This is a genomic window from Arthrobacter sp. NPDC093139, assembly GCF_044754165.1.
Taxonomy (GTDB): domain Bacteria; phylum Actinomycetota; class Actinomycetes; order Actinomycetales; family Micrococcaceae; genus Arthrobacter.
This window is the reverse complement of record NZ_JBIVOO010000008.1, coordinates 1-12,403: the sequence shown is the minus strand read 5'-3', so window position 1 is coordinate 12,403 and position 12,403 is coordinate 1. Positions and strand designations below refer to the sequence as shown.

15 protein-coding genes are annotated in these 12,403 nt (G+C 64.2%); 8 read left to right on the top strand and 7 right to left on the bottom strand.

Annotated elements, in window-relative coordinates; genetic code table 11:
* Window positions 1-143 precede the first annotated feature (143 nt).
* On the bottom strand, window positions 144-329 hold the full coding sequence (locus tag ACIP90_RS13355) for a hypothetical protein (protein ID WP_400579807.1): 186 nt from the start codon (window positions 327-329) through the stop codon (window positions 144-146).
* Between the two features lie 238 nt (window positions 330-567).
* Here ACIP90_RS13355 and purS point away from each other — a divergent pair, with 238 nt between their 5' ends.
* From purS to purL, 3 genes are read left to right on the top strand one after another with little or no spacing between them, the layout of a single operon-like run.
* Window positions 568-819, top strand: a complete 252-nt coding sequence (purS, locus tag ACIP90_RS13350) for a phosphoribosylformylglycinamidine synthase subunit PurS (RefSeq protein ID WP_400579806.1) — start codon at window positions 568-570, stop codon at window positions 817-819.
* 1 nt (window position 820) lies between these two features.
* The gene (gene purQ / locus ACIP90_RS13345; RefSeq protein WP_400579805.1) at window positions 821-1,597 is read left to right on the top strand and encodes a phosphoribosylformylglycinamidine synthase subunit PurQ; all 777 of its coding nucleotides are present in this window, start codon (window positions 821-823) and stop codon (window positions 1,595-1,597) included.
* Window positions 1,594-3,912 carry a phosphoribosylformylglycinamidine synthase subunit PurL gene (purL, locus tag ACIP90_RS13340; RefSeq protein WP_400579804.1) on the top strand — a complete coding sequence of 773 codons (2,319 nt, stop codon included), beginning with the start codon at window positions 1,594-1,596 and terminating at the stop codon, window positions 3,910-3,912. The genes purQ and purL overlap by 4 nt, the downstream gene beginning before the upstream one ends.
* Window positions 3,913-3,989: 77 nt before the next feature.
* Here purL and ACIP90_RS13335 read toward each other — a convergent pair whose 3' ends face one another.
* From ACIP90_RS13335 to ACIP90_RS13320, 4 genes are read right to left on the bottom strand one after another with little or no spacing between them, the layout of a single operon-like run.
* Window positions 3,990-4,283 (bottom strand): DUF503 domain-containing protein, encoded by a 294-nt coding sequence (locus ACIP90_RS13335; protein WP_400579803.1) that lies wholly within the window; start codon window positions 4,281-4,283, stop codon window positions 3,990-3,992.
* 18 nt (window positions 4,284-4,301) lie between these two features.
* Complete coding sequence (locus ACIP90_RS13330; RefSeq protein WP_400579802.1) at window positions 4,302-4,925, bottom strand: hypothetical protein; 624 nt, start codon at window positions 4,923-4,925, stop codon at window positions 4,302-4,304.
* A gap of 14 nt (window positions 4,926-4,939) precedes the next feature.
* Complete coding sequence (locus ACIP90_RS13325) at window positions 4,940-5,488, bottom strand: DUF1990 family protein (RefSeq protein ID WP_400579801.1); 549 nt, start codon at window positions 5,486-5,488, stop codon at window positions 4,940-4,942.
* On the bottom strand, window positions 5,481-5,885 hold the full coding sequence (locus tag ACIP90_RS13320; protein WP_400579800.1) for an MmcQ/YjbR family DNA-binding protein: 405 nt from the start codon (window positions 5,883-5,885) through the stop codon (window positions 5,481-5,483). The genes ACIP90_RS13325 and ACIP90_RS13320 overlap by 8 nt, the downstream gene beginning before the upstream one ends.
* A 45-nt stretch (window positions 5,886-5,930) precedes the next feature.
* On the opposite strand from ACIP90_RS13320, the gene ACIP90_RS13315 reads away from it, so the two are divergent.
* Window positions 5,931-6,959, top strand: coding sequence for an isopenicillin N synthase family dioxygenase (locus tag ACIP90_RS13315; protein ID WP_400579799.1), 1,029 nt, complete (start codon window positions 5,931-5,933; stop codon window positions 6,957-6,959).
* 30 nt (window positions 6,960-6,989) lie between these two features.
* Here ACIP90_RS13315 and ACIP90_RS13310 read toward each other — a convergent pair whose 3' ends face one another.
* Both ACIP90_RS13310 and ACIP90_RS13305 read right to left on the bottom strand, forming a co-directional pair.
* Entirely contained in the window at window positions 6,990-7,415 is a 426-nt protein-coding gene (locus ACIP90_RS13310) for a CoA-binding protein (RefSeq protein WP_400579798.1), read from the bottom strand.
* Window positions 7,416-8,062: 647 nt separating this feature from the next.
* Window positions 8,063-8,212, bottom strand: a complete 150-nt coding sequence (locus ACIP90_RS13305; protein WP_400579797.1) for a recombinase family protein — start codon at window positions 8,210-8,212, stop codon at window positions 8,063-8,065.
* Window positions 8,213-8,807: 595 nt separating this feature from the next.
* Here ACIP90_RS13305 and ACIP90_RS13300 point away from each other — a divergent pair.
* The 4 genes from ACIP90_RS13300 to ACIP90_RS13285 form a co-directional block, all read left to right on the top strand.
* Entirely contained in the window at window positions 8,808-9,476 is a 669-nt protein-coding gene (locus ACIP90_RS13300; RefSeq protein ID WP_400579796.1) for a haloacid dehalogenase type II, read from the top strand.
* Window positions 9,477-9,655: 179 nt separating this feature from the next.
* A complete protein-coding gene (locus ACIP90_RS13295; RefSeq protein ID WP_400579795.1) occupies window positions 9,656-10,648 on the top strand; it encodes a threonine/serine dehydratase in 993 nt (330 codons plus the stop codon).
* A gap of 179 nt (window positions 10,649-10,827) precedes the next feature.
* A complete protein-coding gene (locus ACIP90_RS13290; protein ID WP_400579794.1) occupies window positions 10,828-11,478 on the top strand; it encodes a GntR family transcriptional regulator in 651 nt (216 codons plus the stop codon).
* A 308-nt stretch (window positions 11,479-11,786) separates the two neighbouring features.
* Window positions 11,787-12,403: SDR family NAD(P)-dependent oxidoreductase (locus ACIP90_RS13285; RefSeq protein ID WP_400579793.1), on the top strand; the 617-nt coding region annotated here is incomplete at its 3' end.

Below are 12,403 nucleotides of genomic sequence, written 5' to 3'. Positions count from 1 at the left end.
TTATGACATACGTCACAAACCACTTTTTAAAAATTGTCACTCAGATCAACAGGGCCTTAAATGACGGAAGCGGGCACCCTGGAGGGGCGCCCGCTGTGCCCTCCATGGACCCGGCGCGGATCCGAAGGCGCCTGCCTGGAGCGCTACTGGCGCGGAGTGCGGACCACGTCACTAATCCACTGGCGGGTCTTCTCGTCGACCGGACCTGCAACGCGGTTCTGCTTGGCGGCGCGGTCCGCCTTGATCTTTTGCAGAACCATCCTCCCCAGGCCCGCAAATACGGCGGCAACGACCACTGGCAACACTACGGATTTCGGTTTCTCAGCCATTCCGCAATCCTACTGACGGGGCCGACGGCGGGCCAGAGCCGGCGTCGGCCTTCACAGGAGGCCAGCGTCACGGGGCCCGAATACGGCTTGCGCCGCTGCGGCCGGTAGAATGGGCAGGCAAGCTCGCGGAGCGCCCGTCCATGTTGTGCCATGTGTGCCAGAAGGCCGCAGACGAACGGCGTGAGACGGCACCACTCCGCTGCGCCCTTACCCAATGCTCACGCACAGGAGTTACCGGATGCCCCGGATCGTTGTCGACGTCATGCCCAAGCCCGAGATTCTGGACCCGCAGGGGAAGGCCATCGTGGGTGCACTCCCCCGCCTGGGCTTCACCAGCTTTAGCTCTGTCCGCCAGGGCAAGCGCTTCGAACTGACCGTCGACGGCGAGGTGACCGAAGCAATCCTGGCCCAGGCCCGGGAAGCTGCCGAGACCCTGCTGTCCAACCCGGTGATCGAGGACGTCGTCAACGTCGAGGTCGTCGAGGCCTGAGATGACTGAACTCCCCCTGATCGGCGAGGCAGTCGCCGGCGCTCCAGATGCCCGCAGCCTCGCGGGCGCGAAGATCGGCGTCATCACCTTCCCCGGCACGCTCGATGACCGCGACGCTGCGCGCGCAGTCCAACTCGCGGGCGGCACACCCGTTTCGCTGTGGCACGCCGACACGTCACTCGGTGACGTGGACGCCGTCATCATTCCCGGTGGCTTCTCGTATGGCGACTACCTCCGGGCCGGCGCCATCGCACGTTTCGCGCCGCTGATGTCCAAGGTCATCGATGCCGCCAACTCCGATGCCAGGCTGCCGGTGCTCGGCATCTGCAACGGCTTCCAGATCCTCACCGAGTCGCACCTGCTGCCCGGATCCATGATCAAGAATGACCACCTGAAGTTCATGTGCCGCGACCAGGTGCTGCGCGTCGAGAACAGCCGCACCGACTGGACCCTCGATTACGCCGAGGGCCAGGAGATCACGGTGCCGCTGAAGAACCAGGACGGCCAGTACATCGCCGACGACAAGACGCTGGACGCGCTCGAGGCTGAAGGCCGCGTCGTGTTCCGGTACGTGGGCTTCAACCCGAACGGCTCACGCCGCGACATCGCCGGCATCTCCAACGCCGCCGGCAACGTGGTGGGCCTCATGCCGCACCCCGAGCACGCAGTGGAGCAGGGCTTCGGCCCCCAATCACTGGACGGCATCGGCGGGACCGACACGGACGGCCTGGGCTTCTTCACTTCCGTACTGAACAAGATTGTGGGAGGCGCCAAGTGACCACCTCAGCTGAAACCGTCGGCAAGAAGTTCAACATCGACACTGTCGAGAACGCGGCCAAGACCCCGGACACCGAACTCCCCTGGGCCGAGCTCGGCCTGAAGCAGAACGAATTCGACGAGGTCGTGAAGGTCCTGGGCCGCCGCCCCACGGGCGCCGAACTGGCCATGTACTCCGTCATGTGGAGCGAGCACTGCTCCTACAAGTCCTCCAAGAACCACCTGCGCCAGTTCGGCGAAAAGGTGACGGACGAGATGAAGAAGGACATGCTGGTGGGCATCGGCGAAAACGCCGGCGTCACCAATCTGGGCGACGGCTGGGCCGTGACGTTCAAGATCGAGTCCCACAACTCGCCGTCGTTCGTGGAGCCTTACCAGGGCGCCGCAACCGGCATCGGCGGCATTGTCCGCGACATCATCTCCATGGGCGCCCGCCCGGTGGCCGTGATGGATCCGCTGCGTTTCGGTGCCATCGACCACCCTGACACCGCCCGCGTTATCCACGGCGCCGTCGCCGGCATCGGCGGCTACGGCAACTCGCTGGGCCTGCCCAACATCGGCGGGGAAATGGTCTTCGACTCGGTCTACCAGGGCAACCCGCTGGTTAACGCTTTGGCAGTCGGCGTCATGCGCCACGAGGACATCCGCCTCGCCAACGCCTCCGGCAAGGGCAACAAGGTGGTGCTGTTCGGTGCCCGCACCGGCGGCGACGGCATCGGCGGGGCCTCGGTGCTGGCCTCGGAGTCCTTCGATGACACCAAGCCGTCCAAGCGCCCCGCTGTCCAGGTGGGCGACCCGTTCGCCGAGAAGGTCCTGATCGAGTGCTGCCTTGAGCTGTTCAAGGGTTCACTGGTGGAAGGCATCCAGGATCTGGGCGCTGCAGGCATCTCCTGTGCCACGTCCGAGCTCGCCTCCAACGGCGACGGCGGCATGCAGGTTGAACTGACCTCCGTGCTGCTGCGCGACCCCACGCTGACCCCGGGCGAAATCCTGATGTCCGAGTCGCAGGAACGCATGATGGCCGTGGTCACCCCCGAGAACGTCGCCGCTTTTGAAGCGGTCATGGACAAGTGGGCCGTGGAGTACTCCTGGCTGGGCGAGGTGACCGACACCGGCCGCCTGATCATCACCTGGGACGGCGAGGTCATCGTCGACGTGGACCCGCGCACCGTGGCCCACGACGGCCCGGTCTACGACCGCCCGTACGCCCGCCCGGAATGGCAGGACGCCGTGCAGGCCGACGCCTTCACCGGCTCCGTCCAGGACACCGGCCGTCCCTCCGCCCCCGCGGAACTGGCCGCCGCCGTCACCGAGCTCATTTCCTCGCCAAACATGTGCGACAAGTCCTGGATCACGGACCAGTACGACCGCTATGTCGGCGGCAACACGGCTTTGGCGTTCCCGGACGACGCCGGCGTGGTCCGGGTGGACGAGGAAACCGGCCTGGGCGTTGCCCTGGCCACCGACGCCAACGGCCGTTACACCTACCTGGACCCGTACCAGGGCGCCCAGCTGGCACTCGCCGAGGCCTACCGCAACGTGGCCACCTCCGGCGCCGTGCCCATGGCCGTCAGCGACTGCCTGAACTTCGGTTCCCCCGAGGATCCTGACGTGATGTGGCAGCTGGCCGAGGCCATTCGCGGCCTGTCGGACGCCTGCATGGAGCTGGGCATCCCTGTCACGGGTGGCAACGTCTCGCTGTACAACCAGACCGGCACGACGCCGATCCACCCTTCCCCGGTGGTTGCTGTACTGGGCAAGCTCGACGACGTCGCGCGCCGCACGCCCTCGGGCTGGCGCGAGGACGGCCAGGCCATCTACCTGCTGGGCACGACCGCCGCTGAGCTGGACGGCTCGGAGTGGGCGAACCTGCGCGGACACCTTGGCGGCCTGCCGCCCAAGGTTGACCTGGCGGCCGAGCGCGCCCTGGGCGAGATCCTGATCAACGCCTCCCGCGACGGCATGGTGGACTCCGCGCACGACCTCTCCGAGGGCGGCCTCGCGGCAGCTCTCGTGGAGTCCTCACTCCGCTATGGCGTCGGTGCCCGGATCGCGCTGCAGGATGTTCTGGACCGCGACGGCATCGACCTGTTCACGGCGCTGTTCTCGGAGTCCCAGGGTCGCGCCCTCGTGGGCGTCCCGCGTTCGGAGGAAGTCCGCTTCACGGACATGTGCACCGCCCGCGGCTTCGCCCACATCCGCATCGGCGTGGTGGACGCGGCCAGCGGCCAGCTGGAGATCAACGGCGTGGACGCACTCCCGCTCGACGCCCTCCGCGAAGCCCACGAGGCAACCCTGCCGAAGTACTTCGGCTAAGCCGTCAGGCACCAAGCGCGAACGGACACTTGTAGCCCCTTGGGGCCACAAGTGTCCGTTCGCGCTTAACCTGTCGATCAGTCCTCGCTGTGGATTTCGCGCTGGCGCGCGCTGAGCAGGTCCATTTCGGGGCGGGCGGCCACAAAGCGTTCGACGGCGGTGAGCACCTCCACGAGGTGGGCCCGGTCCGCGGCGACGAGGCCGGCGCCGAGCCGGGTGCGCCGGTATTGGTCCTGGTCCCCCACCTCCGCCACGGAGACGTCATAGCGGCGTTTCAGTTCCGCGAGCAGCGGCCTGACCACGGAACGCTTCTCCTTCAGGCTGTGAACATCGCCAAGGAGGATGTCGAACTCAATCCATCCGATCCACATGCCCTCATGCTAGCGGCGTCAGCCGGCGAGGGCGTGCTCGCATTCTGCGATGGCATCGCGGGCATACTGCTGCTGGGCCGGCGTTCCCACCCGGTCCGCCCACTGCTCGGCCAGTTGAAACTCCACGAGCGCCTCGGCGAAACGGCCGGCGCCATGGAGCGCCCAGCCCAGATTATTGTGCAGCGCCACCATCCAGCGCCTGGTGCTTGGGTCATGGGCCGTGGAAGCGTACTCAAGCGCACTCCGGGTCCACAGTTCCGCGTGGTCAGCATCGGCGATGGCGAGCATGTGAAGGGCATCCACGGCGAGGAACTCCTCCCCCAGGTGGTCGCCCAGCTCTGCGGCCTGTTCGAACAGCGGAACCGCCATCGCCGGGTGACCGCTGGAGTTCAGGATCCGTCCGCGCTCGAGAATGATGCGTATGCCGATGGTGGGTTCGTCTTCGCCGTCGATCGAGTCCAGCAGGGCATCGGCCTCCTCGAAGCGGCCCTGCAGCCCGATCGCCCGGCCCAGCTGCGTGGCGAGCTCCGCCCTTTCGTCGGCGTCGTACTTCTGGTCGTCCATCGCTTCCCGGAACCGCCGTTCGGACAGCCCGGGGTTGTCGAAATCCCACAGTCGGTCAAGGGTCTTTTGGTCCAGCATGTACCGTCTCCTGATCAGCTTTCACCGGTCGCGAGTTGCCGTGCCCCTTCAATGTATCGGGAAGTGATGTGCCGCTGCGCCGCCCTGGCCAGCAAACCGCCTGCGGTGTAAAACCAGTTCGAGTGCCTGCTGAAGGCTGTGATCTTGAGAAACACACGTTGCTGTTCGTCGATCACCACTTCAAAGGCTTCCTCACCCCGTTCGGGATGGCCGGGCAGTGTTCCATAGGCAAAGCCGGCCGACTGCGGCCCGGCGCCGGGCGCAGGCTGCCGCACCCAGACCACCTCGCAGGGTGCGTTGATGCGGAACGGCCCGACGCCGAAGCCGCTCACCACGCGTGCGCCGGGAACCACGGCGTCGGACTCGGTGCGGACCCTCAGCCCGGAGCGGCGCTGCAGCTCCCAGGAGAGGATACCGCGGGCCACCCGGCGGTACGTCGCGTGTCCCTCTCCCAGATACGTCTGCGTGACAAGGCAAGGGAACCCCGCAGGGGGCATCCCGCCCTGGGTGGAGCCGATCCCAGGGTAGTTGAGCTCACCCTGCGCCAGGCGTCTTTCAGTCATTGCCCACCAGTCTGGCCCATCCGAGTTGCTCACGCTGCTTCCGGCTCAGCGAGGCAACCACGAGGTCGTAGGAGTCCTCCACCATGTCGCGGATCATGTCGTCCGGCAGTGTGCCGTCCAGCCGGACGCCGTTCCAGTGCGTCTTGTTCATATGCCAGGCGCCGGTGATCTCGGGATGCACGGCCCGCAGCTGTTCGGCCAGGGCCGGTTCGCACTTCAGGCTCACGGACCAGTCATCCGGATCCATAGTGGACGCCGCGAACATCTTGGCCTCGTGCCTGGCGCCTCCCGCAACGGCCGCCCGGACTTTGAAAACCGACGTTTCCGGTCCGAACGGGAAGTCCTCAAACGCGCCAGGAAACGACAGGCAGATTTCCCTCAATTCGGCTGGATTCATGGAGCGAGCCTACAAAGCCTTTCCCTCCGGTGCTAGTCTGCGAGCATGGCAGCAGGTCAGCAGACCATACCCGTGCTTGACCTTGGCGCGGCGCGCCAGGCCGATGGATCGTTCAGCCCGGACTTCATAGACAAGCTCCGCGATGCCACGCACCGGGTCGGCTTCTTCCAGGTCACCGGCTACGGAGGTTCACCCGGCCAGGCGAGGGAGCTGCTGGCCACGATCAAGCGCTTCTTTGATTTGCCCCTCGAGGAGCGGATGAAGCTGGACAACCGACTCTCGCCCCATTTCCGCGGCTACACGCGGATGGGCACGGAAGTGACCCAGGGCAGGGCGGATGCGCGCGAACAGATCGACTACTCGCCCGACCGCGAACCGGTAAAGGAGTATCCTCCCGATCGGCCGTACTGGCTCCTCCAGGGCCCGAACCTGTGGCCGGATGAGTCACTGCCTGAGCTGAAGCCGGCGGCGATGGCGTGGGCCGGGCTTATGGCGGAAGTGGGGGCGGAACTGATGCGCGCCATCGCCGTTTCCCTCCGGCTGCCGGAAGACTACTTTGATGAACCCTTCCGGGACTCACCGGCCTGGATGGGCAAACTGGTCCACTATGTCGGCGGAGTCGTCGAGGAGGCCGGCGAGCAGGGCGTCGGCTCACACGCGGACTACGGTTTTGTGACCCTCCTCCTGCAGGATGAGGTGGGCGGGCTGGAAGTACTGCCGCCGGGCGCGAGCGAGTGGGTGCCGGTGGAGCCCATCCCCGAAGCCCTGGTGGTGAACCTCGGCGAAATGCTGGAGGTGGCCACCGAGGGCTACCTCGCCGCCACGATCCACCGTGTGAAGGCGCCGCCGCCAGGGGTGGACCGTTACTCTGTGCCGTTCTTCTGGTCGCCACGTCTCGATGCGGTGATCGATCCGGTACCGCTCCCGGCAGAACTCAAGGCGCAGGCCCGCGGCATCTCCGACGACCCGTCCAACCCGATGCTCGCCTCGTTCGGGCTGAACATGCTCAAGGGAAGGATGCGGGCGCACCCGGATGTCACAGAGCGCCACTACCCGGAGCTGATGAAGCGCTAAGCTGCTCCCGACCGTGACCCGGCAGCGGTCTCAGAGCCCGTAGTGCCAGCCTTCGCGGGCAGGGCACGAGTCCACCACGACGTCCAGCCCGGCGGCCTTTGCACGCTCCACGGCGGCGTCATCGAAAACACCCAATTGCAGCCAGACTGCCTTGGCGCCGATGGCGATTGCCTGGTCAATGACCGGCCCGACCTTTTGCGAGTTCACGAAGCACTCCACGACGTCGATCGGGTGCTTCGCCGGCGATATGTCGGCCAGGGAGCGGTACCCCTTTTCCCCGTGGACATCGTCCCCGCGCAGGTTCACGGGAATGATCTCCATGCCCATGCGGTCACGGACGTACAGGGCCACGTCATAGGCGGAGCGCCATTCGTTCGTGCTGAGGCCGACGATGGCCCACGTCCCCTTCGTTCGCATAAGGCGTTCAATCACTGCTCGATCGTTAACGTGTGCCATGCAGCAAGCCTACTCCTGCGCGCTTTGCCCACGTTCATCGAATAAGTGAACGCCTCAGCGGACGGCGCAGTCGGGTTGGAAGAAACCGCCGACGGAATCTCAATCATGTTGTCAACGAGGATTCCCGTCCGGATAGCTACCGGCAAGGGTCCCTGCCTACCGTCATTCCCGGGTACGGCTGGGGCGCTCTGGTCTTCCTTTCACTGGCGCGGGGGCGGGGGCGGCCTTGGTGACCGGCCAGCTTTCCCTCTCCCCCGGTTGTTTTTGCCTGCTGGCGGAGCATCGCGTAGCTGTGCCCGACGGAGTCGGCGCAACCCGAAGGGCAAGCAGCGGATGGATTGTGGGAGGAAATAAGCGAAACGCCGACACAAGGCATCGGCTGTGCAGCCGTCCGCAGGACGGTTGAGCCGGTGGAGCGGGCACGTACGATCCGCAGGACAGCAGCAAAAAAAGCAGAAAAGCGCCTCTACAGCCCGAGCGAAGTGAGGACCGATTAACTCAAGAGGCTGGGCAGGCGAGGTGAGGAACGATGCCCGCCGTTACCGCAATTCATGACGGCCGGATCCGAGATCGGGCGGCGAAAACGCGTCCCGTTGTGCCTTGGCGGCGGCAATGCATGCGTTGAACCGCTGATGATCAGCTCATGGTCACACTCGGCGAGGGTCGCCGAGCATGTTGAGCATCAGGCGGACCCGTCGAGTCGCGGGGTCGATGCCGTCTGAGATGGATCGGACTTGGATGCCGCGGTCGCGCCGCAGGGTCACGGTGTTGATTACGTCAATCAACGATCGGCCCAAGCCGTCGACACGCCAAACAACGACGGTGTCGCCCTCCTCGGCGTACTCAAGAAGCTTTTTTCATTCCGGGCCGCTTGATGCCTGTTTTGCTGCCCGAAGTGACATCGGCGAAAACGTCGCGTCCTCGCTGTCCCGTATCGTCCAAAGCTGAGAAGATCCTGACCCCAGCGGCAGGGGACTCGGGCGGTCCTGTCTTGGATGCTTCTCACCCTCCAGTGGAAAGGCCGCGACGGCGATTTTCAGCTCAGGATCAAGGACGCCCAAATACCGAGGCCAGTGCTTCCCAATCGGATTCCACCATGACCGCCTATGGATTGCCGTCCGGCTTAGGGCTATCCAGGTCACCGGAATGGGTAGTTGCAAGCTGTCCCCGGCCAGCGGCTGAAGCTTCAATATGAAGGGTCCCGTGCTGCGTAATCCCGAGCCAGCGATCGTTCAGGACAGCACCGGCTTGTTCGGCACCTTCCATGGCTGCCACGCCGAAGCCACCCAACTCAACTCTGTCTATTGTGTATTGTGTACAATTGTTCTATGGTGGAGGGCGTAAACAACCTGACTGGATATCCGTTCAGTCTCATAGAGGAGGAGAGAAACCTTGATCGACTTCGAGCCGAAGTACATCAGCTTTGACATGCATGGCACGCTGATCCGCTGGCAGATCGTTGACCTGACCCGGAAGCTGCTGGCCGACATTGTGCCGGCCGAGCAGATGGACGCGGTCATCGCCGGCTTCAAATGGCAGCGCCTCGATGAGGTCCTTGGTCCGTGGAAGCCGCTGCCCGATGTCATCCACGACTCGCTGCGCAAGACCCTGGAGCGCTTCGACCTCCCGTATCGGAAGTCCGACAGCCAGGCCATCGCGGATGCGATCCCTACCTGGGGGCCGTACGAGGAGGTTCCGGAGGCGCTGCGGGCGCTGGCATCGAAGTACCCCCTGGTCATCCTGACCAATTCCGACAACAACGCCGTCATGAAGAATGTTGAGAAGCTCGGGGCGCCGTTCCACGCGGTCCTCACGGCCGAGGACGCCCAGGCTTACAAGCCGCGCTACCAGGCGTTCGAGTACATGTTCAAGCAGCTCAACTGCCGTCCCGAGGACGTCCTGCACGTCTCCGGCAGCCCCCGCTACGACCTGATGGTCGCCCAGGAGCTCGGCGTGAAGAACACGGTATTCGTCAACCGGGGCTACGAGCTCCCAACCCCCGCTTACAACTTCAGGCAGATCGAGCTTCTCTCCGATCTGCCACCGCTGCTCGGCATCTAGGAGGTTCAGGTTTTGTCTGCCTGAAGGCAGGGGCGCAGTGCTCCCACTCCGTCTGCCCCGGTCACAGAAGTAATGCCGGGGTAGACGGACCCCTATTGAAATCCGCGCGCCCTGGGCCGTCTCGACTTGGCCCGTCCAGCCGGCTTTGAGAGTGCATCATGGTTCACGAGAGGAAAGACATGGACAAGACCGAATTCCAAGAAACGAAGCTGGTCACCCTGGACGACGTTCGCGAGGCGCAGGGGCGCATCAGCCACGCCTGTCTCCGGACGCCGGTCCTGCAAGTGCTCCATCCGGCAAGCGGTGAGCCGACATGGGTCAAAGCCGAGTCCCTTCAACACACAGGCTCCTTCAAGTTTCGTGGCGCCATGAACGCAGTGGCCGCGCTCAGCGGAACCGCAGGCGACCGAGGCGTTGTGACCTATTCGGCAGGCAATCACGGCAGGGCTCTGGCCTACGCGGCCCGGAGGGCCGGAGTCGACGCAACGGTGGTGATGCCCCATACGGCCCCGCAGTTCAAGGTTGATGTCACGCGAGCTTTGGGGGCCACCGTTGTGCTCCGGCATCCCGACGAGTTCGTACCGCATGCCCACTATCTGGCGGAAGTTCAAGGATTGACCCTCGTTCCTCCGTATGACGATCCCCTGATCATTGCCGGGCAAGGTACCGCGGGGCTTGAGCTGCTTGAGCAGACCGACGACGTCGACGTGGTGCTTGTGCCAGTCGGCGGAGGCGGCCTGATCGCCGGTGTAGCCAGCGCCATCAAGAGCCTGCGACCGGATGTACGGATCATTGCGGTCGAACCGGAACTCGCCGCAGACCTTGCGGAAGGGTATGCCAAAGGCGAACGGACAGTGTGGTCGCGGGAAATGACGTTGCGCACTATCGCAGACGGCCTGCGATCGGCCGCGGTGGGTGAGCTGACCTGGGCACACATCACAGCCCTCGTTGATGACGTCCTGGCAGTCTCCGAAGAGTCCATAGTCTCGGCAATGCGGTGGCTGGCCCAGGACGGGAAACTGGTGGTCGAACCAAGCGGCGCCGTCGCCAACGCCGCGCTCCTCGAGTACAGCAGCGAATTCGAAGGACGAAAGGTCGTGACGATCGCAACCGGGGGAAACATAGACCTCCAGGCCTATGCCGGACTGATAACCGGCCCTTCGGATCACTGAAGTGATGAAGAACGCGAGCAACCCCATGTAGGAAGTGTCTGTCATTGAGACTCGGGAAGGTCACTGCCCTGGTTACGTGCACCAACAGCGGCATCGGCCAGGTCGTAGACTTCCGCTTCAGCCGAACAAAGAGTTAACGGGCAAACACATTTAGAATCGACATCGACTAAGGAGGCAAGATGGAGACCAAGTTGACGTGGCCATCGCAGCGGAGCACTACTCCGGAAGGGGTCTATGGCGTATTGCGGGCCGCGATCCTCGACGGAACGCTGCCTCCCGGTGGACAGTTGCGTGAAGTCCAAATTGCCGAGGACCTCGGAATAAGCCGATCGCCGTTGCGCGAGGCATTGCCAAGGCTGGAGGAGGAGGGTCTCGTCGTAAAAGTCCCTTTCCGAGGGAGATTCGTGGCAAAGGTCGACCCTCGTGAGATCTCGGACATGGCAGCCTTGCGTCTCCTCCTCGAACCGTACGCTGCTCAACTATCCTTCGAAGCTCTGCGCGGGCAACAGCGGCCCATGTTGCTGCAAATCATGGAGCAGCTCCACCGAGCCGCGGATGAGAACGACATTCCGGCAAGCATTGATGCGCACCTGCGCTTCCACGGTCTTTTCTACGACTTCTCAGGAAACGATGTGCTGCGAAGTCTCTGGAACAGTTGGGAGACAAGGTTGCGTCTCTATCTGGCGGCCGACCATCGCGCTTATGAGGATCTGCATGATGTTGCCGTTGAACACCAGAGATTGGCTGATATTGCCTTGGAGGGCGACATCGACCGGTTCCGGGACGAGTTGGCCAATCATTTCCCGCTGGCTCTGCGCCATGGCACCTGACCGCAGCCCGAAAGCACACCAAGCCTAGATCCTTGCGGCTGCGGCATTACGGTCTCCGAAGATTCATTATCTCATCGAGGCCGTGGCTGGCAGAGAACGGAAACCCCTGGTTGAGCCCAGCGGCGCTGCCAGTGCCGCGCGCCTTGAGCACAGACAAAAGCTCGCTGGCTCAAGGGCTGCAGCAATCGCAACCGGCGGAAACATCGACCTCAATTCCTATGCCTCGCTGATCTCCCGCACTCCCCTTTCCTAACAAATCCCATCTACGAGTTGACCTATATCTTCTATCCCATGAAGGAGTGTCTGACATGAGGCTTGATAAAGTCACGGCTCTGGTGACCGGTGCCAACAGCGGAATCGGGCAGGCGGTGTGTTCCCAGTTCCGCAGTGAGGGAGCCCGCTTGCTGCTCACCGGGCGCAAGGAGCAGATCGACAGCGCGCAACCCGCGGACCTCTACGTTCCCGGAGACCTGAACGACGAGGCCTTCGTCGAGCGCCTCGCCCGCGAGGCCGCCGAGACCTACGGCACAGTCGACGTCGTCGTCCTCAACCACGGCCTGCAGGTCAGCGGCCCGCTGACCGAGATGTCTTACGAGGACGCGAAGAACACGCTCCACAGCAACCTGCTGAGCTCATTCCTGGTGATGAAGCACTTCGCGCCGCTGATGCCCGCTACCGGAGGCTCGTTCGTGTTGGTCGGTTCCCGGCTGGGCATCGTCGGCAAGCCCGAAGAGGTCCTGTACTCTGCGGCCAAGGGCGGCCTGATCATGCTCGCCAAGGGCGCAGCGATCGAGTGGGCCTCACGCAACATCCGCGTGAACGTCGTCGCTCCCGGCCTGACCGCAACCCCGATCATCGAGGCATCGTTCCAGCGCAAGGAAGACCCGGAGGCCTACCGGGCCCAGCGGGAGGGACAGATTCCGCT

Excerpts from the sequence above, each read along its gene's own strand:
- ACIP90_RS13355 (WP_400579807.1), bottom strand. The coding sequence starts at position 329 with ATGGCTGAGAAACCGAAATCCGTAGTGTTGCCAGTGGTCGTTGCCGCC.
- purS (WP_400579806.1), top strand. The coding sequence starts at position 568 with ATGCCCCGGATCGTTGTCGACGTCATGCCCAAGCCCGAGATTCTGGAC.
- purQ (WP_400579805.1), top strand. The coding sequence starts at position 821 with ATGACTGAACTCCCCCTGATCGGCGAGGCAGTCGCCGGCGCTCCAGAT.
- ACIP90_RS13335 (WP_400579803.1), bottom strand. The coding sequence starts at position 4,283 with ATGTGGATCGGATGGATTGAGTTCGACATCCTCCTTGGCGATGTTCAC.
- ACIP90_RS13330 (WP_400579802.1), bottom strand. The coding sequence starts at position 4,925 with ATGCTGGACCAAAAGACCCTTGACCGACTGTGGGATTTCGACAACCCC.
- ACIP90_RS13325 (WP_400579801.1), bottom strand. The coding sequence starts at position 5,488 with ATGACTGAAAGACGCCTGGCGCAGGGTGAGCTCAACTACCCTGGGATC.
- ACIP90_RS13320 (WP_400579800.1), bottom strand. The coding sequence starts at position 5,885 with ATGAATCCAGCCGAATTGAGGGAAATCTGCCTGTCGTTTCCTGGCGCG.
- ACIP90_RS13315 (WP_400579799.1), top strand. The coding sequence starts at position 5,931 with ATGGCAGCAGGTCAGCAGACCATACCCGTGCTTGACCTTGGCGCGGCG.
- ACIP90_RS13310 (WP_400579798.1), bottom strand. The coding sequence starts at position 7,415 with ATGGCACACGTTAACGATCGAGCAGTGATTGAACGCCTTATGCGAACG.
- ACIP90_RS13295 (WP_400579795.1), top strand. The coding sequence starts at position 9,656 with ATGGACAAGACCGAATTCCAAGAAACGAAGCTGGTCACCCTGGACGAC.
- ACIP90_RS13290 (WP_400579794.1), top strand. The coding sequence starts at position 10,828 with ATGGAGACCAAGTTGACGTGGCCATCGCAGCGGAGCACTACTCCGGAA.